At 34.9% G+C, this 24,219-nt stretch carries 21 protein-coding genes; 9 read left to right on the plus strand and 12 right to left on the minus strand.

All coding sequences use genetic code 11. From position 1 onward, the window contains the following. Window positions 1-7 precede the first annotated feature (7 nt). Window positions 8-793, minus strand: a complete 786-nt coding sequence (gene dapF, locus GCQ56_RS11685; protein ID WP_152734657.1) for a diaminopimelate epimerase — start codon at window positions 791-793, stop codon at window positions 8-10. A gap of 285 nt (window positions 794-1,078) precedes the next feature. Here dapF and GCQ56_RS11690 point away from each other — a divergent pair, with 285 nt between their 5' ends. Next, a complete protein-coding gene (locus GCQ56_RS11690; RefSeq protein WP_152734658.1) occupies window positions 1,079-2,527 on the plus strand; it encodes a S1C family serine protease in 1,449 nt (482 codons plus the stop codon). Window positions 2,528-2,641: 114 nt separating this feature from the next. After that, window positions 2,642-3,502, plus strand: a complete 861-nt coding sequence (locus GCQ56_RS11695) for an RNA polymerase sigma factor RpoD/SigA (RefSeq protein ID WP_152734659.1) — start codon at window positions 2,642-2,644, stop codon at window positions 3,500-3,502. A 61-nt stretch (window positions 3,503-3,563) separates the two neighbouring features. On the opposite strand, the gene uvrB is transcribed toward GCQ56_RS11695, so the two are convergent. The 3 genes from uvrB to GCQ56_RS11710 all read right to left on the minus strand — a co-directional run bounded on the left by uvrB (window position 3,564) and on the right by GCQ56_RS11710 (window position 7,318). After that, window positions 3,564-5,573, minus strand: coding sequence for an excinuclease ABC subunit UvrB (uvrB, locus tag GCQ56_RS11700; RefSeq protein ID WP_152734660.1), 2,010 nt, complete (start codon window positions 5,571-5,573; stop codon window positions 3,564-3,566). Window positions 5,574-5,701: 128 nt separating this feature from the next. Continuing rightward, complete coding sequence (locus GCQ56_RS11705) at window positions 5,702-6,715, minus strand: hypothetical protein (protein WP_152734661.1); 1,014 nt, start codon at window positions 6,713-6,715, stop codon at window positions 5,702-5,704. A 9-nt stretch (window positions 6,716-6,724) separates the two neighbouring features. Then, a complete protein-coding gene (locus GCQ56_RS11710; RefSeq protein ID WP_152734662.1) occupies window positions 6,725-7,318 on the minus strand; it encodes an HAD family phosphatase in 594 nt (197 codons plus the stop codon). Window positions 7,319-7,638: 320 nt separating this feature from the next. On the opposite strand from GCQ56_RS11710, the gene GCQ56_RS11715 reads away from it, so the two are divergent. The 3 genes from GCQ56_RS11715 to GCQ56_RS11725 all read left to right on the plus strand — a co-directional run bounded on the left by GCQ56_RS11715 (window position 7,639) and on the right by GCQ56_RS11725 (window position 11,612). Continuing rightward, entirely contained in the window at window positions 7,639-8,001 is a 363-nt protein-coding gene (locus tag GCQ56_RS11715; RefSeq protein ID WP_152734663.1) for a hypothetical protein, read from the plus strand. Between the two features lie 242 nt (window positions 8,002-8,243). After that, window positions 8,244-9,890: a hydroxylamine reductase gene (gene hcp / locus GCQ56_RS11720; protein WP_152734664.1), complete on the plus strand. Its 1,647-nt coding sequence runs from the start codon at window positions 8,244-8,246 to the stop codon at window positions 9,888-9,890. Between the two features lie 204 nt (window positions 9,891-10,094). Further along, window positions 10,095-11,612, plus strand: coding sequence for a PepSY-associated TM helix domain-containing protein (locus GCQ56_RS11725; RefSeq protein WP_152734665.1), 1,518 nt, complete (start codon window positions 10,095-10,097; stop codon window positions 11,610-11,612). A 57-nt stretch (window positions 11,613-11,669) separates the two neighbouring features. Here GCQ56_RS11725 and GCQ56_RS11730 read toward each other — a convergent pair whose 3' ends face one another. Beyond that, a complete protein-coding gene (locus GCQ56_RS11730) occupies window positions 11,670-12,356 on the minus strand; it encodes a prolyl oligopeptidase family serine peptidase (RefSeq protein ID WP_227006065.1) in 687 nt (228 codons plus the stop codon). A 111-nt stretch (window positions 12,357-12,467) separates the two neighbouring features. On the opposite strand from GCQ56_RS11730, the gene GCQ56_RS11735 reads away from it, so the two are divergent. After that, window positions 12,468-13,514 (plus strand): nucleoid-associated protein, encoded by a 1,047-nt coding sequence (locus GCQ56_RS11735; RefSeq protein WP_152734666.1) that lies wholly within the window; start codon window positions 12,468-12,470, stop codon window positions 13,512-13,514. A 555-nt stretch (window positions 13,515-14,069) separates the two neighbouring features. Here the strand turns inward: GCQ56_RS11735 and GCQ56_RS11740 are convergent. Together GCQ56_RS11740 and GCQ56_RS11745 are read right to left on the minus strand one after the other, a co-directional pair. Then, entirely contained in the window at window positions 14,070-15,050 is a 981-nt protein-coding gene (locus tag GCQ56_RS11740) for a transglutaminase domain-containing protein (RefSeq protein ID WP_152734667.1), read from the minus strand. A 147-nt stretch (window positions 15,051-15,197) separates the two neighbouring features. After that, window positions 15,198-16,325, minus strand: coding sequence for a M14-type cytosolic carboxypeptidase (locus GCQ56_RS11745; protein WP_152734668.1), 1,128 nt, complete (start codon window positions 16,323-16,325; stop codon window positions 15,198-15,200). Window positions 16,326-16,593: 268 nt separating this feature from the next. Here GCQ56_RS11745 and mltG point away from each other — a divergent pair, with 268 nt between their 5' ends. After that, window positions 16,594-17,664: an endolytic transglycosylase MltG gene (mltG, locus tag GCQ56_RS11750; protein ID WP_152734669.1), complete on the plus strand. Its 1,071-nt coding sequence runs from the start codon at window positions 16,594-16,596 to the stop codon at window positions 17,662-17,664. Window positions 17,665-17,767: 103 nt separating this feature from the next. Here mltG and murB read toward each other — a convergent pair whose 3' ends face one another. The 4 genes from murB to GCQ56_RS11770 all read right to left on the minus strand — a co-directional run bounded on the left by murB (window position 17,768) and on the right by GCQ56_RS11770 (window position 20,848). Next, entirely contained in the window at window positions 17,768-18,781 is a 1,014-nt protein-coding gene (gene murB / locus GCQ56_RS11755; protein WP_152734670.1) for a UDP-N-acetylmuramate dehydrogenase, read from the minus strand. Between the two features lie 42 nt (window positions 18,782-18,823). Then, window positions 18,824-19,864: a low specificity L-threonine aldolase gene (locus GCQ56_RS11760; protein ID WP_152734671.1), complete on the minus strand. Its 1,041-nt coding sequence runs from the start codon at window positions 19,862-19,864 to the stop codon at window positions 18,824-18,826. Window positions 19,865-19,958: 94 nt separating this feature from the next. Beyond that, a complete protein-coding gene (locus GCQ56_RS11765) occupies window positions 19,959-20,507 on the minus strand; it encodes a hypothetical protein (RefSeq protein ID WP_152734672.1) in 549 nt (182 codons plus the stop codon). Window positions 20,508-20,518: 11 nt separating this feature from the next. Beyond that, window positions 20,519-20,848 carry a hypothetical protein gene (locus GCQ56_RS11770; protein ID WP_227006066.1) on the minus strand — a complete coding sequence of 110 codons (330 nt, stop codon included), beginning with the start codon at window positions 20,846-20,848 and terminating at the stop codon, window positions 20,519-20,521. Between the two features lie 111 nt (window positions 20,849-20,959). Between GCQ56_RS11770 and GCQ56_RS11775 the strand changes: the two genes are divergently transcribed. Then, on the plus strand, window positions 20,960-21,832 hold the full coding sequence (locus tag GCQ56_RS11775; protein WP_152734674.1) for a metallophosphoesterase family protein: 873 nt from the start codon (window positions 20,960-20,962) through the stop codon (window positions 21,830-21,832). An 11-nt stretch (window positions 21,833-21,843) separates the two neighbouring features. Here the strand turns inward: GCQ56_RS11775 and GCQ56_RS11780 are convergent, their stop codons facing one another. Then, window positions 21,844-22,722: an AraC family transcriptional regulator gene (locus GCQ56_RS11780; protein WP_152734675.1), complete on the minus strand. Its 879-nt coding sequence runs from the start codon at window positions 22,720-22,722 to the stop codon at window positions 21,844-21,846. A 257-nt stretch (window positions 22,723-22,979) separates the two neighbouring features. On the opposite strand from GCQ56_RS11780, the gene GCQ56_RS11785 reads away from it, so the two are divergent. After that, entirely contained in the window at window positions 22,980-24,206 is a 1,227-nt protein-coding gene (locus tag GCQ56_RS11785; RefSeq protein ID WP_152734676.1) for a sugar MFS transporter, read from the plus strand. Window positions 24,207-24,219 lie beyond the last annotated feature (13 nt).

Here is a 24,219-nt window from a genome sequence, read left to right on the forward strand (position 1 = left end):
ATCTATTTTAAATATTTAAACTGCCAGAAAAAACTTTTGTTGCAGGACCAATTAACCAAATATCATTAATATTTTGCGAATCTATTTTATTGAAATGCACTGCGAGTTTTCCACCTTTTGTGTTGATTTTAAAGCTGTTTGAGTTTTTTATTGCGCCGGCACTAATAGCAGAAGCAACAACCCCAGTTCCACAAGAATAAGTTTCATCTTCAACCCCACGCTCATAAGTGCTAACTTGAATTTCGTTGTTCTTAAAGGAAACAAAATTTACATTAGTTCCTTCTGCAGCAAACCTATCGTTGTACCGAATGGCTTTTCCGTTTGAATAGGTATCAAAATCATCATGATTTTGAATAAACTGTACAAAATGTGGTGATCCTGTATTCATGAAAAATGAATCACCAATTTTTTCAATTCCGGAAACATTTATCATTTTTAAGCTTATCTGAACAAAGTTATTTTTATCTTCAACTTTCGCTTCATGTTCGCCATCTACAGCAATAAATGTTGTTTCATTTTTGATAATGCCTAAATGATAGGCAAAAGCAACAATGCATCTTCCACCATTTCCACACATGCTGGCTTCTTTACCATCTGAATTGAAATATCTCATTCTAAAATCATAACCTTTTGCATCTTCTAATAGCATTAATCCATCTGCACCAATACCAAATCTTCTATGGCATAATTGTTCAATTAATTTAATATTGTCGGGTGAAATAATACCATTGCGGTTATCTATTAGTACAAAGTCGTTTCCGGTACCTTGGTATTTAGAGAATTCAATCTGCATTTTGTCTAAAATCGTGTTAAGAAGTGTTAAATACGTTAAAATGAAAAACACTTATGAACTTATATCGTTACAATTGTAGTATAAAAGTAAGAATCTTATTGGGATAACCTTATTTGGAGTACTTGAAAAGTTTAAGAATTTGATGGGAACTAAATCAGTTTAGTTTCACTCTAAATTATTGTTGATTAAATGAGTTTGTTTTTGTAACTTTTTATGTTCTAAATGTAATGTTTTGTTCAAGTAAGGTTAATTCTTAGTTGTTGACATTTAAAAATAGTATTGCAAATGAAGATTAAGGCATTTTTTGGAAGATTTTTAACTGCTCTATTTGGTGGTGGAATTGCTATTATTTTGTTTATTCTTTTTGTGGATAGAAATGAGAAGATTGTAACAGTTACAGAACCACGTACCATACAGTTGGCAGGAATTTCTCAAAACGCAACTGGTTCTATTGATTTAACGGTAGCTGCAGAATCATCGGTAAAATCGGTTGTTCATATAACAACAATATATACCAACGAAGAATATCAATCGAATCCGTTTTACGATTTTTTATTCGGAAATAGCAAAAGAGGAGCTCAGTCTCAGCCTTCAATGGGATCAGGGTCTGGTGTTATTATTTCCGATGATGGATATATTGTAACAAATAATCATGTTGTTCGTGGATCAAATGTGATTACCGTTGTTCTTCAGGATAAAAGATCATACGAAGCAAAATTGATTGGACAGGATCCGTATACAGATTTAGCATTGATTAAAATTGATGAAGAAGATTTGCCAAGTATGGCATTTGGTAATTCAGATAACCTTAAACTCGGAGAATGGGTTTTGGCTGTAGGCAATCCATTTAATTTAACTTCGACAGTAACTGCTGGAATTATTAGTGCGAAGGCGCGAAACCTTGGAATCATGAACAACAGAATGAGTATTGAGTCTTTTTTGCAGACTGATGCGGCAGTGAATCCAGGCAATAGTGGAGGAGCTTTGGTTGATGTGCAAGGAAGACTAGTAGGAATTAATACGGCAATAGAATCGAGAACTGGATCTTACTCTGGTTATTCCTTTGCAATTCCAGTTGCTATTGTAGAAAAAGTAATTGCAGATTTAAAAGAATTTGGTCAGGTGCAGCGCGCAGTACTAGGTGTATCAATTCAAACTGTTGATGCTAGATTGGCTGAAAGATTGAAAAGTGAGAAAATAGAAGGAGTTTATATATCTGGATTAACTGAAGAAAGTGCTGCAAAAGAATCTGGTATTAAGCAAGGAGACGTTATATTGTCTATAAATGGGAAAAATGTTAACTCAAGTTCTGAGCTTCAGGAGCAGGTTAGCAAGTACCGTCCGGGTGATGAAATTGAAGTATTAATAAAAAGAGATGAGAAAAGGAAACAATTTAATGTAGTCTTACGTAATAGGTTAGGAAATACAAAGGTCATTAAACCAAGTGATTTAGCTTTTCTGGGAGCCGATTTCGAACCAATAACATCAAAAGAGAAGTATCGACTTCAAATAAACAGAGGAGTTAAGGTGAAGAATCTGCGAAGTGGGAAGTTAAAGGAAGAAAATGTAAAAGAAGGATTTATTATTTATAAAATTAATAATACTCCAATTTATAAAGTTAATGATATTAAAGTAGCGATTGAAGATGTAAAGGATGGAGGTATTTTTATTTCTGGAATTTACCCTAATGGAAGTGTTAAGTATTATGCATTCTCCTTAAAGGATGAAAAATAAAAATGATAGTATCAAACGAGAAAAATATAAATATTTGAATAAAATGACAATTAATTTTGACTTTTTTTATTAAAAAGTTTAATTTTGCGGCATATTTTCGATTGAAAAGGGACTATGAGACAATTAAAGATAACTAAATCAATTACCAATCGTGAGAGTGCGTCTTTGGACAAGTACTTGCAAGAGATTGGTAAAGAAGATCTTATTACAGTAGAAGAAGAAGTTGAATTGGCGCAGCGTATCAAAAAAGGCGACCAAAGAGCTTTGGAGAAATTAACCAGAGCGAATTTGCGTTTCGTTGTTTCTGTAGCTAAGCAGTATCAAAATCAAGGTTTGAGTCTTCCTGACTTGATCAATGAAGGTAACTTGGGTTTGATTAAAGCAGCAGAAAAATTTGATGAAACTCGTGGTTTCAAATTCATTTCTTATGCTGTATGGTGGATTCGTCAGTCTATCCTTCAGGCTTTGGCAGAACAGTCTCGAATTGTACGATTACCATTGAACCAGGTTGGTTCGTTGAATAAAATCAACAAAGCATTTTCGAAATTCGAGCAAGAACATGAAAGAAAGCCATCTCCTGAAGAATTAGCCGATTCCCTAGAATTACCTGCAGATAAGGTTGCAGATACTCTACGTGTTTCTGGTCGTCACATTTCTGTTGATGCTCCGTTTGTTGACGGAGAGGATAACAGTTTGTTGGATGTTTTGGTGAATGATGATTCTCCAATCGCCGACAGAAGTCTCTTGAATGAATCATTAACCAGAGAAATTGATAGAGCTTTAGCTACTCTTACAGAGAGAGAAAGCGATATAATAAAACTTTTCTTTGGAATTGGAATTCAAGAAATGACCTTGGAAGAAATTGGCGAAAAATTTGGTTTGACTCGCGAGCGTGTGCGTCAGATTAAAGAAAAAGCGATTCGTCGTTTACGTCACACTTCCAGAAGCAAGTTGTTGAAATCATATTTGGGATAACAGATCCCTAGAGATAACTGAAGCAGTTTCGAAAGAAACTGCTTTTTTATTGCCTCAAATTTTAGCTCTTCTCTTCAAGTTGTTTCTGCAGTTTATACATCTCATCACGATATTGTGCAGCTTGTAAGAAATCCATTTCCTTGGCAGCTTTTTGCATTGCTTTTTTAGTTTTCTCAATGGTTTTCTCCAAACTATCTTTACTCATGTACTGAACAACAGGATCTGCCGCAATTTCTATTGTTTCAGGACCACTGTAAGCTTTAGACTCTACCTCTCGTCCATGTTCAATGATACTTCCTTTCGATTTCACAATCTGTTGAGGCGTAATACCATGTTCAGAATTGTATGCAAGCTGTTTTTCTCGTCTATGATCTGTTGCATCTATAGTTTCTTGCATTGATCGAGTAATTTTATCAGCATACATGATTACTTTACCGTTGACATTACGTGCGGCACGTCCGGCTGTTTGAGTTAATGATCTGGTCGATCTCAAAAAACCTTCTTTATCTGCATCTAATATTGCAACAAGAGAAACTTCGGGTAAATCAAGACCTTCACGCAATAAGTTGACTCCGATTAAAACATCGAAAACACCATTTCGTAACTCTTCCATGATTTTAACGCGATCCAAGGTGTCAACATCTGAGTGAATGTAACGGCAACGAATGCTTAGATTGGTAAAATACTCCGAAAGCTCTTCTGCCATCCTTTTGGTCAAGGTCGTCACCAACACTCTTTCATCAATTTCTGTGCGCTTGTTAATTTCAGCAATTAAATCATCTATTTGATTCAGACTAGGTCGAATTATAATTTCCGGATCGAGTAATCCTGTTGGTCGAATGACTTGCTCCACAACAACACCTTCACATTTTTCAAGTTCATAATCTGCAGGAGTGGCGCTTACGTGGATCGTTTGTTTTGCAATCTGCTCAAACTCTTCAAATTTTAATGGTCTGTTATCTAGTGCTGATGGCAAGCGGAATCCATATTCCACCAGATTGATTTTTCTGGAATGATCCCCACCATACATGGCTCTAATCTGTGGAATTGTAACATGACTTTCATCAATTACCACCATGAAATCATCGGCAAAATAATCCATTAAGCAGAAAGGACGCGTTCCAGCTTTTCTACCATCAAAATATCGAGAGTAATTTTCAATTCCTGAGCAATGACCTAATTCTCGAATCATTTCCAAATCAAAATTAACCTTCTCTTCCAATCGTTTTGCTTCCAGATGTTTCCCTATATCTTTTAGAAAAGCAATCTGGGCTACCATATCATCCTGAATTTGATGAATGGCTTTTTGTACGCGATCTTTACTGGTAACAAAAATATTAGCAGGATAGATGGTGATTCTGTCATAAGATTCTATTTTCGATCCGTTTAGTGGATCAAATGAATAGATCTCTTCAATTTCATCATCCCAAAAAATAAGGCGATAAGCAAAATCAGCGTAAGCTGGATAGATGTCTATTGTATCTCCTTTTACACGGAAATTTCCACGATCGAACTCTACCTCATTTCTCGAATACAAAGCATCAACAAATGAATGAAGTAATTTGTTTCGGGAAATCAATTGTCCTTTCTTAATCTCGGTAACATTCGCATGAAAATCATCAGGATTACCAATTCCGTAGATACAGGAAACGGAAGAGACCACGATAACATCTTTTCTGCCTGAAAGTAGAGCAGAAGAAGCACTTAAGCGTAGCTTTTCAATTTCATCATTGATGGAAAGATCTTTCTCAATATAGGTTCCTGTTACAGGTAAATAAGCTTCTGGTTGATAATAATCGTAATAGGAAACGAAATATTCGACTGAATTATTTGGGAAAAATGTCTTGAACTCTCCATATAACTGCGCTGCAAGAGTCTTATTGTGACTTAATACAAGAGTGGGGCGCTGCACTTTCTCAATTACATTTGCTATGGTAAATGTTTTACCAGAACCAGTAACACCAAGCAAGGTTTGAAATGGAGCACCTTCATTTAAGCCATTCGATAATTCCTCAATGGCATTTGGTTGATCTCCTGTAGGTTTAAATTTTGATTCTATTTTAAATTCCATGCAGCACTTTTCAATCGTTTCTATTCTGAATTGCTAAAATAGAGAAACAATGCGAACCATGGAATGTTTTCCCAATAAAAATGCCGATTGCATATTACAATCGGCATCCTAAATATTTTAATAGAATTTTATTTTTTTAATTTGAAATATACTGGGAAGTGATCGCTGTATCCTCCGTAGTATTTAGGACCTGCAAAAGTTCTGCTTGGCAGATAAACGCCATCTTTATTTTTATAGCAAATCCATTCTTCTTTGAATATGCTTCCAGCATTGTAATCGGTATGTAAACCCTTTTTTGAATTGATTAAAGCATTGGAAACAATTAAATGATCAAGCATATTCCAGTTGCCTCTGTAGTTGTATGTTCCTTTCCCTTCAGCTTTTAAATCATACATTAAATTGTACAAATCGCTAGCTTTATCTGCATTTTTGTTGTTCGTTGCTACCAAACTTTCAGTTACGGAAACATTATTTGGCTCATCATTAAAATCACCCATAATAATGATTTTCGCATTTTCATTTTTATTTTGAATATTCTCTACTGCATTTTTTAATTGTTCAGCTACAAAAACTCTGTTCTTTTCAGATTTTTCCTGTCCTCCTCTTCTCGATGGCCAATGATTTACAAAAATATGCAATGTGTCTTTTTCCATAATTCCTTTCACATGTAAAATGTCTCTGGTTTCATATTCAGGTTCCCATGGAAATTCAATATCGATTACATTGTGATTTAGATAGGTAAAATCATCTTTTTTATACAAAAGGGCACAATCAATACCTCTTTTATCAGGACTTTCAGTGTGAGCAATGCCATAATTACCAGTCTCTAATCCTTTTTGTACTTTTAAATCTTCCAGAACAGTTCTGTTTTCTACTTCGCACAATCCTATTACCGACGGTAAGTTTACGGTATCGATAGTAGATAATACATTTGCTAATTTTTCTAGTTTGTTTAAATACCTTTTCGAATCGTATTTTAATTTCCCTTCTGGAGTAAAATCATCATCCCATTTGATTGGATCATTAATTGTGTCAAATAGGTTTTCTACATTGTAAAAGGCAATCGTGTACTCTTTCTTTTCAACCTTACATGAGTATAGTAGTAATGCTACTGGAATAATGAAAAGTAATTTTTTTAACATGATATGGTATTATTGATTTAAGTAAAAAGGAGTTACATCAGTAACCATCATTCCAGCCGATTTTGCAGCTTGTATACCCAATATAGCATCTTCAAAAACCTGACAATTTTCAGGTGCAATTCCCATTAGACTGGCACATTTTAAAAATGTTTCAGGTTCTGGTTTGTGTTTTTCCACATCATCAGCACTCACCAAAATAGGAATGTATTTATCCAATCCCAAAAGTTTCATTGTATCTGCTGCAATGTTTCTTTTTCCACCAGTTCCTACCGCCATGGGTAAGATGTTATGGTACTTGTATACAAGATCGCATACCGCTTTAATTTCGTTTATTTTATGCATATCCTTTGCAAAAAATTCTTCTTTAATAGTGGAGAATTCTTGCGGATCAATAGAATGGTTATTTTTTTCGTTTAGCAAATTAATAATTTTGGAGGATGGCATTCCTGCACAGCTTAGTAAGAAATCATTACTATAATCCACTCCCATTATTTTAGCAGTCTTTTCCCAAGATTCAAAATGAATAGGCATTGTATCAGCTAAAGTTCCATCCAAATCAAAAATTAATGCTTTTGTATTGCTATATATTTCTATCGATTTCATTATCTAACTATTTTTCTTGTTCAACTTCACAAATGATTTTTGAGATTAACTATCCCTTATCTGGCAATTAAATAATCGGAACAGAACCGATAGAAAAGGAAGCCCAAATTATTAAATATTTTTCAAATAATTGCATGCAGAACTTTATAATTTAGTTCTGTTTTGAATAAGGAAAAATATCCTGAAAAACAGTGTGTTGTACTGAGGGTGTATTTGTTGTTCTCGTTTATATTTTATAATTTTCAATCGATTTGGAAAACATTTTTGAGGAACTAACGTTTTTAAGGAGTGTTATTGGAGTAAGAATTAAAAGAGAGGATATGAAGATTGTACAAGGAAGTTTGATTCTACTATTTATATTTATAAGTTCTACACTTAGTGCTAAGAGTTTTTCTGTGGCTGAAAAAAGAGCTGATCTAATCACCGATTGGATGGAGAAAAAACTCGAATTGAATTCTGAGCAAACATCTAAAGTGAAAGTATTAAATTTGGAATGTGAGAAGGAAATTGAAAGGTTAACTTCGGAAAAAGATGGTTTTCTATGTATGCAAGCAGTAAGAGATAGTTTGTTACAAAAAGAAAATAATTTTAAGGAAATTCTTACAACTCAGCAGTTGACAAGTTACAGGAAGAATAAATGTGAATTAAAAGAAAAACTCAAGAAATTGTTTAAACGACTTTAATGCTTATAGTAATATATATCAATCCCAATCATTAACGATTGGGATTTTTTAATGGTAAAATGATTAAAAAAGAAAAAAAGATAAAAAAATCTGAAAAAAGATGAGCTTTGTAACATCCGTTACACTTTTTGGAAATCTCTTGTCGCATATTTGTGGTGTCAAAGGGAGAGAATATTACGAGAAGCTCCTTTGATTTTTGTAACTTGAATAATCAAATATCAATAACACTAAAATATAATATTATGAGCATGTTTTGTTATCAATGTCAGGAAGCAGCTAAAGGAACTGGCTGTACAGTAAAAGGAGTTTGTGGTAAAACCGATGAGGTTGCAAACATTCAAGATCTTTTGATGTACGTGATGAAAGGAATTTCTCAGTACAGTACTCTAGCACGTGAAGCTGGTGTTGAAAATGAAAAAGTTAATCATTACATCATGACTGGTTTGTTCATGACTATTACCAATGCTAACTTCGATAAAGTAAAATTTGTTGAGTTCATTCGCGAAGGTCTTAGATTAAAGGAAGAAATTAAAAATCAAGCTGAAGAGGCTGGCGTTTCTTTCGGTGAACTTCACCATTCTGCAACATGGTTTGCTGAAACAGAGAATGACTTTGATGCAAAAGCTCGTGTAGTTGGTATTTTGGCTACAGAAAACGAAGATGTTAGATCATTAAGAGAATTATTAATTTACGGATTGAAAGGTTTTGCAGCTTATGCAGAGCATGCTTACAACTTAGGTCTTGAAAAAGTTGAAATGTATGCATTCATGCAAAAAGCACTTAAAGCTACCACTGACGATACATTATCTGCTGATGATTTAGTAGCTCTTGTTATGGAGTGTGGTGCTAACGGTGTAACTGCTATGGCAACTCTTGACGAAGCAAATACAACTGCTTATGGTAACCCGGAAATTACTGAAGTAAATATCGGAGTTTCTAACAAGCCAGGTATCCTAATTTCAGGTCACGATCTTAAGGATATGGAAGATTTATTGAAGCAAACTGAAGGAACAGGTGTTGATGTTTACACTCACTCTGAGATGTTACCAGCTAACTACTACCCAGCATTCAAAAAGTATGAGCACTTTGTAGGTAACTATGGAAATGCATGGTGGAAGCAAAACGAAGAGTTTGAAACTTTTAACGGACCTATCTTGTTTACTACTAACTGTATTGTTCCTCCAAAGGCAAACTCTACATACCAAGATAAAGTATATACTACAGGAGCATCTGGTTTCCCAGGATTCAAGCACATTACTGCTGATGAAAATGGAAAGAAAGATTTCTCTGAAATTATCGAGGTGGCTAAGAAATGTGCTGCTCCAACTGAGATTGAAAATGGTTCTATCGTTGGAGGTTTTGCTCACAACCAGGTGATGCAATTAGCTGACAAAGTTGTTGACGCTGTTAAGACTGGTGCTATTCGTAAGTTCTTTGTAATGGCAGGTTGCGATGGTAGAATGAAAGGTCGTGATTACTATACTGAATTTGCTGCTGCTTTACCACAAGATACTGTAATCTTGACTGCAGGTTGTGCTAAGTACCGTTATAACAAGCTTGAGCTTGGTGATATCGGAGGTATTCCAAGAGTATTAGATGCAGGTCAATGTAACGACTCTTATTCATTAGCAGTTATCGCATTGAAATTGAAGGAAGTATTTGAATTGAACGATATCAATGAGTTGCCAATTGCGTATAACATTGCATGGTACGAGCAAAAAGCGGTTATCGTATTGCTAGCACTTCTTTCTTTAGGTGTTAAGAACATTCACCTAGGACCTACATTGCCAGCTTTCCTTTCTCCAAACGTAGCTAAAGTATTAATTGATACATTCGGAATTGGCGGAATCGGTACTGTAGATGAAGACATGAAAATGTTCTTGAACTAGTAGAGTTTCAAACTATATAAAAAAGCATTCTGGATTTGGGTTAGGAACGAGGAGTTTTTGTTTCCGGAATGCTTTTACTTTGATCTAATTTTTATTGAATTAGAAAGATTTTAGGGTTAGAAGAATACTGCCTGATTAGTACTTGTAGAAGTTCTTTTCAGGCAGTTTTTTGTTTTACTATCTTGTACAAATTAAACAGATTAAATGGCTGCCAATAAAACTATCTCTTTTCTAAAAAAGTATCACAAGTATCCTTCTCTTGTTTTTACCTTATTCATTATCTTTTTTTCCATTTCGGGGATCATTATGAATCATCGTTCTCTATTTTCGTCTATTGATGTGAATAGAAGGTATTTGGGAAACGAGTATCAGTATAAGAATTGGAACAAGGCTGCTGTAAAATCAGCTATTCAATTGAATGGAGACACTGTATTAATTTATGGGAATATTGGTGTTTGGAAAACATCGGATAATTTTCGAACCTATTCTGATTATAATAGTGGATTTCCAAAGGGGGTAGATAATAGAAAGATTGAGAAAATGATTCGGACCTCCTCAGGTGAAATTTATGCAGGTACTTTATTTGGTCTGTATCAATTAGTGAATCAGAAATGGAATAAGATTGAATTGCCTGTAGATGAAATGCGGGTTGTCGATTTAATGGAAGTTGATTCGAATTTGTATGTCCTAACCAGAAGCAATTTGTTAAAACAAAGCGAATCAGGATTTCAGCTTATTGAAATTCAGGCAAGTGACGATTATGACGGGAAAACAAGTGTGTTTAGAACCCTTTGGGAGATTCACAGTGGTGAAGCATTTGGAATATTAGGAAAACTATTTGTTGATTTTCTTGGACTTGTATTTTTATTTTTGAGTTTCAGCGGACTGGTTTATTTTCTATTTCCCAAATGGATTAAACGCATTAAGAAAAGAGGAGGAATTGCCAAAAGGAAAGTTCGTTTTCTGAAATTCAATTTGAAGTGGCACAATCATTTGGGAAACTGGTTAATCATTTTTTTAATTTTAAGCACTCTTACTGGAATGTTCTTAAGACCTCCACTATTGATTGCTATTGCAAGTGGACGTGTTGATAAAATTCCTTTCACTCACCTCGATCACCCCAATCCATGGTACGATCAGTTAAGAAGAGTACTTTTTGATGAGGAATTGAATCGTATTGTTCTGGCTACCAACGAAGGAATTTACTATAGTGATGATTTCTTTACATTACCTCCACAAAAATACTTAGCTCAACCACCATTATCGGTTATGGGAGTTAATGTGCTTGAGAAAACCGGCAAAGGACAATATCTGGTAGGTTCTTTTAGTGGGATATTTTACTGGATGCCCGAAAGAAATTTGGTATTCGATTATATTACCAAAAAACCACATGTCCCGGTTAAAAGAATGGGACCTCCAATTGCATCTCACCCAATTGCGGGATATTTAAAAGATGCCGAGGGGAAGGAAATATTATTCGATTACAATCTTGGAGCAGGCAATCTTTCCGACAATAGTGGTTTTCCTCAAATGCCTCAGGAAATAGAAAGTAGTCGGATGTCATTATGGAATCTTTGCCTAGAGATCCATACCGGAAGAATTTATCAATACATCTTTGGTAAATTTTATATTCTTTTTATTCCCATTGCAGGTTTATCCATTTTATGGATTTTGATAGTTGGTTATTTGCTATATAGAAAACAGAGAAAAAGAAGTGCGTGATTTACAAAGAAGTTGCTTAGAATCTCTTAGATTCTGAGCAACTAATATAGATTCTTCTTATTTCTTTTGATGGGACAACAACCAATCGTATAATTTAGGATTAGCATAGGTTTCAGTCCATGAGTCGTGAGTAGCCTCTGGATATATCGTAAATTTTACTTTGCTGCCTACTTCTTTAAGTTTATTCACCATCTCTTCTGATCTTAAAAGAGGTACAACTTGATCTTTTGCACCGTGAAATACCCATATAGGCATAGATTTTACAGCCTTAAGTTTACTTGGATCTCCACCACCACAAATGGGTGCAGCGGCTGCGAATAAATCAGGTTTGGCAACAATCGATTCCCAGGTCCCGAATCCTCCCATGCTTAATCCGGTAAGGTAAATCCTCTTTTTATCGATAAGATATTTGGCAATGATTTCTTCATAAAATGGAAGCAGAATTTCTTCGTTCCAATAAATGGTATCAGGACATTGAGGAGAAATGGTAATGAAAGGAAAATCTTTCTTCTCATCTAAAAATGATGGCGGTCCATGAAGCTTTAACTTAGTCAAATCATCGCCTCTTTCTCCCATTCCATGTAGGAATATTAATAAAGGCAAGTTCTCATCACCTTCGTTAATTTCGGGAAAGTATTCAAGATATTTAACACCTAATTTCGAGACTTGTTCTGTTTGTTGTGCTTGCATTTTTCCAATAAATAAGACTGATAAGACAATGCTTAGAAAATAAAATTTAAACATGTTGAGTATTTTAGTTTAGCTAAATCTAGTAATAGATATTGATATGTGAAAAAGGAAATTTATTATTTAACGAAAGTGAGTATCTTTGTGGCGTTCTTAAATATTTAGTACATGTTTAATTTTGATGATATAAATTTGGACCGTATTGTGGTTCATAATGTTGGTAATAAGCATTTAGAAGAAGATCTGAAACTTTCAAAATCGGAAATTCAGATTGAAGATGAAGATGTTAGAGATATCCTATTAAAGTATTTTTTGACTGCTTTTAATAAGGAGGAGTTCTATCATTTCCAGAATGAAGCTGGTTTAAGCATGAACGAAGTGTATTGTTATGCTTCGGAATATTTCGAGAATAATGAGAGTTTTTACGATCAATCAACCAGTATTGCTGTTCATTTGTTCGAGAAATCGAATCACCCGAACATTAAAGGGGGAGAGTTTTACTTGGTGGCTTTTTCGGGCTGTGTGGTCGATGGAGAGGTGTGCGACGCTCTTGGTATTTTTAAATCGGAGAACAAAGATACGTTCCTGAAAGTGTATCAGAAACAAGAGAATTTTGAGCTGGGCTGCGAACATGGTATCAATATCAAGAAATTGGATAAGGGTTGTTTGATATTCAATACCGAAAAAGACAAAGGTTTTAAGGTTTGTATCGTTGATAAAACCAATCCTAACAAGGATGCTGTGTATTGGAAAGACGAATTTTTGGATTTGAAACTGAGAGAAGATAACTTCTATCACACCCAAAACTATTTGGACATGTGTAAAGGCTTTATTGGTGATGTATATAACGATGAGAACGAAGTAGCAAAGGCTGATCAGATTGATTTAATGAACAAGTCGATTAACTTTTTTAAGGATAAGAAGGAATTTAACGAGGATTTGTTCAAGCAAGAAGTGATTGAAGAGCCTGAGGTAGCTTCTGCCTTCGAAGAGTATAAAGATTACTATCAGAATGAACATGGTACTGCCATTGAGCAGGAATTCGATATTAATAATGATGCAGTGAAAGGCGAGCAGCGATACTTTAAGCACATTCTAAAATTGGATAAAAATTTCCATGTTTATATTCATGGTCAGCGCAAGTTTATCGAGAAAGGATACGACGCAGCTCGTGATTTAAGTTATTACAAACTGTTTTTCAGAGAAGAGAATTAAGTAGAGACGCAATGTTTTGCGTCCTATTGTACAAGTTTATAGTTTAAGCTAACTAGTATAATGCAGCAAGTATAAAGTATAAAGTATAAAGTATAAAGTGGAAGCTTTCTCAATTGTGGGAAGGCTTCTTTTGTTTTTGCTTAGAAGTTCAAGATTTCTGATTGCTAATCTGAAGATGGTAAGCCTGCATTTATAAATGGTCGAGGCTACTTTAAGCATTGTAGGTGTACATTTAAGTGTTGTCGAAGACGCGGATTGTTAAAGGAGTGCCAACAAGCCTTAGGGAAGCGACGACAAGACATAGAGGTGTAGCGACAAGGCATTGGGAAGCGACGACAAGGCAATGGGATGTAATGACAAGAGTTTGGCTTCTTTCGGAATGGCATTGGCTTGTGTCAACAAATCTAAGAGAAGTGTCGACAATACTTAAAGATGAACCAACACATTACAGAGCAGTAGCATTTTATCGAAGATGTGTAAGTTTTAAGTAAAGAAGTTGATTTATTAGTGATAAACAAAGTCTTACAATAAATAAGATTGCACTTTAAAGCTTAACTACTTTACTTTAACTTTATAGCCTAAGGCTGGTTCATTGTTGAAATAGATCACCAACTCATCAGAGCCTTTAAATTCAGGATAGATTTTAAAAATTAAGGAATCATTCTTCCGGATGGCTTTTACTCTTTGTCCAAATTTGTCTCTTTTAAAATGATAAGCAACTTCGGTTCCTTCGGTTACATTTAACAATTGAAACTCAAGAGCAGCTCCCTTTTTGATGTTTTGAATGCCTTTTTTTGGGGAGACTAACTCAATATCTTTACCCAAAAAAGCCTTAAAAGCAATAGGCTGAAGCGCAAAGTCAGAAGTATTTTGGATGGTTTGAGTTAGCAACCATTTTTGATCATCCGGATAATGCTTCATGGCAAATTCTTCTGGTGCAGAGGCAAAATAGGCAGGAGAATACTCTTTATTGAATTTCATCTTGGAATAATCGACCCATCCAGCAGCCCAGGTAACGTCGAGTAATAGCCACTTACCATCAATTTTTACAGCATTCCAGGCATGATTCGATGGGAGGTTTTCATTTCCGATTTCTGAGACATATCTGCGGGCAGTACCGGGAACAATTTCACATTCAATGTTCATTTGATTGCACAATTCCTGATAAAGGGTCGAATAGCCTTCGCACAATGCCTTTTTCTTTTTCAGGCTACGTTCAGCCAGATCAATTCGAAATTGTCTTTTTTTGGCAGCCAACTCTTCTTCTGTTCGGTACGAAAAACGAACTCGTTGCGAACGGTTAACTTGTTTGGTGTCGTAAGCCACATGCATGGCAATCCAGCTAAAAGCAGCATTTGCTTTGTCTTTATCCGTTGTAAAATCATTCTCAATTTTACTGACCAACTCATTGGTTGAAGCAAAATGATTCGGATATTGAGCAACAACTTTATCTACTTGTGCCTGTACCTGAAAAAATAAAATAGCGAATAGGAAGGTGAGGAGTGTTTTTATCTTGTATTTCATATTTGTATTCATGATTCGATTCTAAAAATATAAAAAATGATAACAAGAATCGAGCCTGAATATTGTGTGAAATTGAGGAATAAAAAAAAGCCCACGCTCACGGAAGCTTGAGTATGGGCCTTTCGAGTAATATACTTATTAGTAAAGTATAATCGTTTATTATCTTAGGTGATCTACCACTTTAAGAATTGGTTGAAGAACCGATTCTCCCAGTAAAATGCTTCGGTCTGGTGACCAGCCACATTCAGGTTCTGGTAAATCATTATTGTCCTTGAATGGCATTTCGATCGTCAAAGATAAACATTTAAATCGTTCTCCAATGTGTTTTGAACAAATTGCTAAGTTTCCTTTGCCAGATTCGTTCTTTGGATAGCCGTGAGTGTCCTGAAAATCAGGGCAAGTATCCATCCATGTGCCAATGAAATTTTCTGTTAAATTTTTCAATTTTTCATTGAAAGAAGGGATGCCTTCTATACCCGAAATGAAATTATATGGTAAAGCTTCGTCACCATGAATGTCCAGATTCAAATCGCATCCGTATTCGTCCATTAGATTACGAACATGGAAAACTTCAGGACTATTCTCAATACTTGGCTCTGCCCATTCTCTGTTGTAGTTAAATCCTTTTGTGTTAACACGTAGATTTCCGGCAATACTTCCATCGATATTCATGTTAGGAACAATGTAAAAAACAGCTTTGTTCAACAGGGTTCTCGATACAGGATCATCTTCATCCAATAATTTACTAATTAAGCCTTGCATGAACCATTCAGCCATACTTTCTCCCGGATGCTGACGAGCAATTACCCAAATCTTTTTCTTCGCTTCATCAGCTTCGCCAACAATTAACATGTCGATATCTTTCCCTTCTATAGTTTGACCGATAGAAACCAATTCACACTCTTGTGATAGTTGTGCATTGTGAACCAAATCTAAATGTTGCTCGTAGGTGTAAGGCGCAAAATAAGCGTAATATACCGAGTTGAACTCAGGAGTGTGCTCAATGCTTAGTTCTTTCCCATTGTAAAAAGTAGGTACTCTAAACCAATGTTCTCTGTCGTAAGATGCAACAGTATAATATGCTTCGTATCCCTCAGGATAAGATGCTTCGTGTGCATTGGTAATGGTCATTTTTACGGCTTGACCTTGCATTCCGCTTAGGCGATAGTGAAACCACTGGAAATGTTCCGAATTGGTATCATTAGGAATTACAAGTTGAATATTTTGAGGATCAGTAGCATCGATTACTTTAATCTTACCACTATCAAAATTGGCTGAAATGTTCATGTGCGTTGTTTTAATTGTGTGCATCCCAAAGATAATAATTCTCAGTTATCAGGGAACAGTTATGGGTTAACAGTTATCAGTTAAATGATGAATTTGTATTATTTTTCGACTATATAGAGATGGTTTTCTCCCTTTTAGAGGAGATGCAGCTAGGCAGAGGTATGATTATTTATAAATATGTTTTTATCAGAATCTTTTCTCAGATCAATATGATCTGATTATTTCTTTTATTTTTGCGAACTTAGTATTCTCATTCAACACTAAACAAATGATAAATCTTTTGCGTCTACGCGATATTCGTTCAGGAAAATGGAAAGTTTTAATTGCAGTAATCATGTTGATTTTAATTGTAGCAGGAGCTATTCTGTTCAATTTTTACATGAAAATATTTTCTACAAATATAGATTTAGGAGATAAGCAAAGTACATTCTTATACATTCCAACAGGTGCTAGTCAGGAAGATATACTCGCCATTTTAGAAAAAGATGAATGCATTAAAAATATCAATTCGTTGGAATGGGTAATGAATAAGAAGAATTATGCACGTCGAATTCATGCAGGTCGTTTCCTGATTAAGAATAGAATGTGTAATAACGATTTGGTTGACGTACTTAGATCGGGTTCACAGGTTCCCATTCAACTTACTTTTAACAACACAAGAACTCTTGAAGATTTTGCTGGGAAAATAGCAGGACAAATCGAGGCAGATTCAATTAGTATATTGACTAGTTTGAAGGATGAAGAATTGATCTCGAAGTACGGTTTTAAACTTGAAACGATAATCGGGATGTTTATTCCGAATACCTATCAATTGTACTGGAATACAGATTCAAAATCCTTTATGGATAGAATGTATAAAGAGTACTCAAGATTTTGGAATGTCGATAGAATGAGAAAGGCGGAGAAAATTGGATTGTCACCCGCAGAGGTAAGTATTTTGGCATCTATTGTCGATGAAGAAACCATTAAGAGCGATGAAAAATCCCGAGTAGCGGGCGTGTATATGAATCGCTTGAATCGCAGAATAAAACTGGATGCTGATCCAACTCTTAAGTTTGCTTTAGGCGATTTTAGCATTAAACGAGTGTTAAACAAGCACAAAAGAATAGACTCGCCTTACAATACGTATAAATACAGAGGTTTACCTCCGGGACCAATACGACAAGCTTCAGTTTCTGGGCTGAATGCAGTCTTGAATTACGAAAAACACAAGTACATTTATTTCTGTGCCAATCCCGACTTTTCAGGATATCACATCTTCGCACGTACACTTCGACAACACAATCGAAATGCTAGAAACTATCAGAATGCGTTAAATAAGCGTGGAATTATGAAATAAGATATAAAACATGTAAAGCCAAGGTATTGCCTTTACTAATAAATAAAAAAGACCTGACAGGTTTTCAACACCTGTCAGGTCTTTTTATATCAAGATATTTTAATTATATCGCGTTGACTTCCATTTCCAGCTTGATACCGAATTTAAAGAGAACAGATTTTCGAATATCGTTGGCTAATTTCAAAATTTCGTAGCCTTTCGCATTGCCATGATTCACCAGGACCAATGCCTGATCTTTATGAACGCCTGCATCGCCAAACCGTTTGCCTTTCCAGTCACATTGTTCAATTAACCATCCGGCTGCAATTTTTGTTTCCGAATCGTTCACCTCATATATTGGCATGTTTTCGTATTTGGCTTTTAAGGCATCAGCTTTTTCTTTATCCACAACAGGGTTTTTGAAAAAACTACCAGCATTACCCAATTCTTCAGGATCAGGTAATTTACTTTCACGGATTTTAATAATTACCTCTCGAATGTTCTTCAAGTTGACTTCGTCATAAGCCTCCAGTTCTTTACTTATGGCACCATAATGAACTTTTAATTCGGCTTTCTTTTTTAGACGAAACTGAACGTGTGTAATGATAAAGAGATTTTTGTATTCTTTCTTGAAAACTGAATTTCGATAATCGAATTCGCAATGCATATTGCTAAAAACTACCGGTTGTTTGCTTTCAATAGAAATGGCTTCAACATTTTCAATTACTTCCTTAGCTTCCACACCATAAGCGCCAATGTTTTGTACAGGTGCAGCACCCACAACACCAGGAATTAGTGAAAGATTTTCGATTCCATAAAGGTTGTTGTCAACAGCCCATCCAACAAATTCATCCCACTCTTCGTTGCAACCAACGCGCAGTAATACACTGTCTTCATCTTCATCAAGGAGTTCGATTCCTTTTATATCGGGATGCAATATCAATCCATCAAAATCTTCGGTAAAAAGCATGTTGCTACCACCGCCTAAAATTAAATAACTGGTGTTTGCAATTTCATTGTTTTGCATGAAAGTGCTGATCTCTTCGGTTGAAGAAAAACGAAAGAAATATCGGGCTTTTGCCTCTATTCCAAAAGTATTGTGTTTTTTAAGAGAATAATTCTCTAATAATTCTGCCATATGTATAGCTAAAAGCTTATTTCAGTAATAATTAAATCGATGTTATTCGGTAACTACAGACAGTTCTTCTTTTAATAAATCAACAAATCCCAGAATATCTTCTTTGGTCGTATCGAAAGAACACAACCAGCGAACTTCTCCCGCATGCTCATCCCAAATCCAAAAGAAATATTCTTCTTGAAGTTTTTCGATTTTATCTTTAGGGATAAGAGCCCAAATTCCATTGGCTTGCACTTCCTGAGTGATTTTGATTTGTGGAATTTTTTCAACTTCTGTCTTTAGTAATTTTGCCATTGCATTGGCATGTTTTGCCGTTTTTAACCAAAGATCGTTGCTTAACATGGCATCGAACTGAGCACCAATGTATCGCATTTTAGAACATAGTTGCATGCTCTGTTTGCGAATGTATTTAGCATTTTTCGACAGTTCTGGATTAAAGAAAATTACAGCTTCGCCTAGCATCATTCCATTTTTGGTTCCCCCAAAACTTAGAACATCGATACCTGCATTTGTTGTAAATTCTTTTACATCAACATCTAAACTAACAACAGCATTTGCCAAACGAGCTCCGTCCATGTGAACGTACATGTCATGTTCATGAGCCAGATCGCAAATCGCTTTAACTTCTTCGGGAGTGTAAACGGTTCCCAATTCGGTACATTGAGTAATAGAAATTACTTTAGGCTGAGAGTGATGTTCGAAGCCAAAACCATGCAGTTGTGGCTTGATTAATTCAGGAGATAATTTTCCATTTGGCGTATCAATAGGAATAACCTTACAGCCAGTAAACTTATCTGGTGCACCACATTCATCAACTTGTATGTGAGCTGTTGATGGACAAATGATTGAGTGATAGGATTGCGTTAGTGTCGATAAGCCGATAACATTAGCTCCTGTTCCATTAAATGCGAAGTAAACATCTATCTTATCTCCAAATAGTTTTTTGAATTTCTCTATTGCAGATGCAGTATATGGATCACCTCCGTATGCCATAACATGTCCGTTATTGGCTTGGTTAATTGCTTCCATTACTTCTGGCAAAACTCCGGAAAAATTATCGCTTGCAAATCCTCTTTTGTTCATTTTGTCTGAGTTTAATTTAAAGCGTAAATTTATATTTTATTAGCTAAACTTCAGAAAAAAATCATAAAAAGGTGAAAGTGCAATTGTAATGGCTTTATGAATTGATTAGATCTTTTATTATTTCTATTAGTGATTGTAGGTTTTCTTCTTTTGCTTCTCCTTTTTCAAGAAATTGAATCTTACCGGTTCGATCTATCAGAAACAGGTAACAAAGTTTCTTATCTGCAACATCAAAGTATTTGTAATAATCTGATAAAGGACCGTAATAGGTCATCACATTTTTGTGCATAGAAGGTACTATGCCTTTTCTCATGCCATTGTCAATGTAACTCGATATCCATGAATAAAAATTACTGATCATAGGTATCTCTATGAAACGAAAATCTTCCATCATGCTAAATTCATGAAGTAAAGGTTTTGCCCATGTATCAATCTGAGTTTGGGTTCCTCTTTTAAAGGCTACGATCAAAATGGAAACTTTTCCTTTGCAATGATCAGGTAGACTTATTTTTTTCGAAGACAGAAGCTCACCATTCAAATTAGGAAATGTATCTCCAAGTTTTAACTTATCAACAGTTTGACCATTTCCATTCGGAATAAAAAGTAAACTGCATAAAATAAATATCAGGATGGATTTACACATGAAGTTTAATTTTAGTGATAATACTCTTGAAGTAATCTCATTGTATTTTTGAAAGCTTTATCGTGGTCTATTTTAGGATCATCTTTCAAAAATGCATTAACCAGCTTAAATAATTCAGTGACTTGTTCATACTCCTCACTTTTTTTTAGATAGTTATGTGGTTTACCCAGGTAAACTCCAGGAGATTCTTCCACAATAGGAGCCAGATTTACCCATTTTTTAGTGCGTGTGAAAATGACTTTGGCTTTTGGTTCTATATCCGAACTGCCAAGTATTAAATCACCATCCTTATTAATTCGCCAGTAATATTTGTGTGTATTTTTTATTAATTCTTCCAGCATAATCGTAATCATTTTAAAGTTCCACATAAAAATACCTCAGACTTTTTTAATTTATTAAAAATTTAGAACTTTTGCAGATCATTTGGGTCGTCATCATAAATTATTTTTAAAATGATTAGAGATATCTCCTTTGGAAAATTAATGATTGTTTCCGATTTACATGGAAATGGATTTGATTTTAGGAAAGTTTTGAAAACATACGAAGAGTTAAAATCAAAAGGAAAAGCCGATTACCTGGTGTTTTTGGGTGATTTAATTCATGCATATCCTGGCAAGCAGAAGGATGAATCGCTTGAGATGATAGAAGAATTGATGGATCTGAAAGCCAATGATCCTGATAGTGATGTAATTTGTCTGTTGGGGAATCATGAGTTTGTACACATTTACCATATTCCTTTGGCAAAAGGTCCTTTAGAATTTACTTCATGGTTCGAATACAGAATTCAAAAGTGTAGGGAAGAGGTGATTCAGTTTTTTATGAATATGCCTTTAATGCTTCGAACTGATGGAGGAACATTAATAAATCACACTGGTGCATCGAACAGATATAAAGATGATGAGAAATTTAATCTACAATATCTAAAGAATTTCAATCATCAGGATGAATTTACCAGGCATATAGAAAATATAAAAAAGTTTGATCCACAAATAGGTTCAGATTTTATGAATACTGAAAAGGGAGATTTTTTGTGGGACATTTTAATGAATGGGAACGAGAAACAATTCAATGATGAATATTTGAATTATGTAGAGGATTTGTTGAGAGTTACCAGCCAAGATAGATTAGAAACACCAATGAACAATATAGTTTGCGGACACATTGCAGCCGATTATGGAGCCGAAATGGTTGGAGACAATCAGCTGAGAGTTTGCACCAGTGCAGGATGCTTGCGTGATTTGGAAAAGAAATTCTTGTTAATTGATGCCTCAAAAAAGTATCAGGATTCTTTGGAACTAATCGAATATTGTCGAGACTTATTCTAAACTTACATCTTTTAATGAATAGTTTCATTGAAATTTTGACCGCGCAATTGTAACGGAGCCTTTCCCGTACTGGCTTTAAATTGCTTGTTAAAATACGAAGGACTATTAAAACCACATTCGTAGGCAATCTGAGAAACGGTTAATTTCCCTTCGGCTAATAATTTCTTTGCATAGTTGATACGCATTTCATTCAAAAACTCTGAAAAGGTTTTCTTTGTTTTGCTTTTGAAAAATCGACAGAAAGCTGTCTTACTCATATTAGCCACTTTTGCAGCTTCGTCTAATTCTATTTTTTGCTGGAAATTTTTACTTACGTATTCGTATATTTTGTATAACTTTTGATTGCTTGTTTGACTGAATGATTCCACAAAATTGTCAGAAGCCAAATACTCTAAATCTTCTGATTGAGCTATGATTTGAAGTATTTGAAGCAGGACGATAATTCTTTGTGAATAATCTGATGAATGAAGAGTTTTTAAATGTTGTATGATTTTGTATTTGGTGCTGCCTTCAATTCTTACTCCTTGGAATGATTTAACTAAGAATTTTCTAATTCTTTGCATTTCGGGAAGAAGGAAAAACTCTTTACCAAAAGTATCTTCCTTAAAATGAACCACCCAAGCGATAGCTCTTAATTCTGGATTGTTTTGATAGTACGGATCATCGTTTTTCATTACGTGCGGTGTGTTAGGACCAATAAAAACCATATCACCATCTTTAAAGTGGTCAATACAATCACCAACAACCAAAGTTCCTTTACTCTTTTCAATGTAAATCAATTCAAATTCCGGATGATGATGCCAGGGTACTTCTATATGTGGCAATACATCAACTTTTGAGCGAAAAGAATGTTCATTTTTAACAGATATTTCTTCCAGGATTAAAGACATACTTGTATTATTTTATCTTATTCGTGTTGTATTTAGCTTGTACCTTGCTAATATAATACTATCCAATCACAGTGCAATTAAAAAGAGGATCAAAGCTAGCTTGAAAGCTAGTAGGTGTATTAAATTACCACGATATATATCATTGTATGTATCGAGTGCAAATATAGTACAATTAAATGGTAAAATAGTAAAATGTTGTTTGTAGAAAATAGTAGAGATTTGTCAACACTTACTCAAACGATTGAAAATATTACAATATGGTCTCTATTAACACAAATGTTGCTTCGAATACATCAGGAGCAAAAGAAGGAATGAATTATAAAGGAGCACTATGGCTTCTTACATCTCTGTTTTTCATGTGGGGATTTTTAACCTGTATGAATGATATTTTAATACCTCATTTAAAAGGTCTGTTCGATTTAACTATCACTCAGGCAATGATGGTTCAGTTTTCATTTTTCGGTGCTTATTTTCTAATATCACTTCCATCAGGATGGATTATTGGAAAGATTGGTTATAAAATGGGAATTGTTACAGGATTGGGAGTTGCAGGAATTGGAGCAGCAATGTTTTATCCGGCAGCAGCATTTCATTCTTATCCATTTTTCTTGTTTGCTTTGTTTGTATTAGCATCTGGAATAGTTGTTTTACAGGTAGCTGCAAATCCTTATGTTGCAGAATTGGGAACTCCTGAAACGGCATCGAGTCGATTGAATTTAACTCAAGGGTTTAATGCTTTGGGTACAACTGTAGCTCCTATGTTTGGAGCATGGTTAATTTTGGATAATACAAATCAGGATTTGGCAAGTAAAGCTGAAGCTGTGCAGTTGCCTTATGTTGGTTTAGCTTTAACTTTAGTGTTAATTGCTCTTGTTTTTGCTTTTGTAAAATTGCCTAAGATACAGGATACTGAGGATGCAAAAGCAGAAGGTTCTGCCTGGAAATTTCGTCACCTTGTTTTAGGAGCAGTTGGTATTTTTACTTATGTGGGAGCCGAAGTATCGATCGGTAGTGCATTAGTGATGTATTTTGGAGATGAGGGTTTGCACTTGTTTGGTGAAGCCGATGCAGCAAGATATGTATCTATTTTTTGGGGTGGAGCTATGGTAGGACGATTTGTTGGTTCTGCAATAATGCAAAAAATATCTGCAGCAAAAGTATTGGCTTTTAATTCTGTAATGGTAGTTGTTCTAATTGTTATTAGCATGCTTACCACAGGATATGTTGCACTTTGGAGTATTGTTTTGGTTGGCTTATTCAATTCAATCATGTTCCCTACAATATTTACATTGGCTATTGATGGATTAGGTAAGCATACTAGCCAGGGATCGGGAATTCTTTGTTTAGCAATTGTTGGAGGTGCGGTAGTTCCTATGGTTATGGGAATGTTAGCAGATAGTTTTGGATTAGCCAATTCCTTTGTAGTAGCCATTTTATGCTATGCTTATATATTGTATTATGCATTTAAAGGGCATAAACACTAGAATAAAATATTGA

It is taken from the genome of Marinifilum sp. N1E240, from assembly GCF_009295825.1.
Taxonomy (GTDB): domain Bacteria; phylum Bacteroidota; class Bacteroidia; order Bacteroidales; family Marinifilaceae; genus Marinifilum_A; species Marinifilum_A sediminis.

Excerpts from the sequence above, each read along its gene's own strand:
- dapF (WP_152734657.1), bottom strand. The coding sequence starts at position 793 with ATGCAGATTGAATTCTCTAAATACCAAGGTACCGGAAACGACTTTGTA.
- GCQ56_RS11690 (WP_152734658.1), top strand. The coding sequence starts at position 1,079 with ATGAAGATTAAGGCATTTTTTGGAAGATTTTTAACTGCTCTATTTGGT.
- GCQ56_RS11695 (WP_152734659.1), top strand. The coding sequence starts at position 2,642 with ATGAGACAATTAAAGATAACTAAATCAATTACCAATCGTGAGAGTGCG.
- uvrB (WP_152734660.1), bottom strand. The coding sequence starts at position 5,573 with ATGGAATTTAAAATAGAATCAAAATTTAAACCTACAGGAGATCAACCA.
- GCQ56_RS11705 (WP_152734661.1), bottom strand. The coding sequence starts at position 6,715 with ATGTTAAAAAAATTACTTTTCATTATTCCAGTAGCATTACTACTATAC.
- GCQ56_RS11710 (WP_152734662.1), bottom strand. The coding sequence starts at position 7,318 with ATGAAATCGATAGAAATATATAGCAATACAAAAGCATTAATTTTTGAT.
- GCQ56_RS11715 (WP_152734663.1), top strand. The coding sequence starts at position 7,639 with ATGAAGATTGTACAAGGAAGTTTGATTCTACTATTTATATTTATAAGT.
- hcp (WP_152734664.1), top strand. The coding sequence starts at position 8,244 with ATGAGCATGTTTTGTTATCAATGTCAGGAAGCAGCTAAAGGAACTGGC.
- GCQ56_RS11725 (WP_152734665.1), top strand. The coding sequence starts at position 10,095 with ATGGCTGCCAATAAAACTATCTCTTTTCTAAAAAAGTATCACAAGTAT.
- GCQ56_RS11730 (WP_227006065.1), bottom strand. The coding sequence starts at position 12,356 with ATGTTTAAATTTTATTTTCTAAGCATTGTCTTATCAGTCTTATTTATT.
- GCQ56_RS11735 (WP_152734666.1), top strand. The coding sequence starts at position 12,468 with ATGTTTAATTTTGATGATATAAATTTGGACCGTATTGTGGTTCATAAT.
- GCQ56_RS11740 (WP_152734667.1), bottom strand. The coding sequence starts at position 15,050 with ATGAATACAAATATGAAATACAAGATAAAAACACTCCTCACCTTCCTA.
- GCQ56_RS11745 (WP_152734668.1), bottom strand. The coding sequence starts at position 16,325 with ATGAACATTTCAGCCAATTTTGATAGTGGTAAGATTAAAGTAATCGAT.
- mltG (WP_152734669.1), top strand. The coding sequence starts at position 16,594 with ATGATAAATCTTTTGCGTCTACGCGATATTCGTTCAGGAAAATGGAAA.
- murB (WP_152734670.1), bottom strand. The coding sequence starts at position 18,781 with ATGGCAGAATTATTAGAGAATTATTCTCTTAAAAAACACAATACTTTT.
- GCQ56_RS11760 (WP_152734671.1), bottom strand. The coding sequence starts at position 19,864 with ATGAACAAAAGAGGATTTGCAAGCGATAATTTTTCCGGAGTTTTGCCA.
- GCQ56_RS11765 (WP_152734672.1), bottom strand. The coding sequence starts at position 20,507 with ATGTGTAAATCCATCCTGATATTTATTTTATGCAGTTTACTTTTTATT.
- GCQ56_RS11770 (WP_227006066.1), bottom strand. The coding sequence starts at position 20,848 with ATGCTGGAAGAATTAATAAAAAATACACACAAATATTACTGGCGAATT.
- GCQ56_RS11775 (WP_152734674.1), top strand. The coding sequence starts at position 20,960 with ATGATTAGAGATATCTCCTTTGGAAAATTAATGATTGTTTCCGATTTA.
- GCQ56_RS11780 (WP_152734675.1), bottom strand. The coding sequence starts at position 22,722 with ATGTCTTTAATCCTGGAAGAAATATCTGTTAAAAATGAACATTCTTTT.
- GCQ56_RS11785 (WP_152734676.1), top strand. The coding sequence starts at position 22,980 with ATGGTCTCTATTAACACAAATGTTGCTTCGAATACATCAGGAGCAAAA.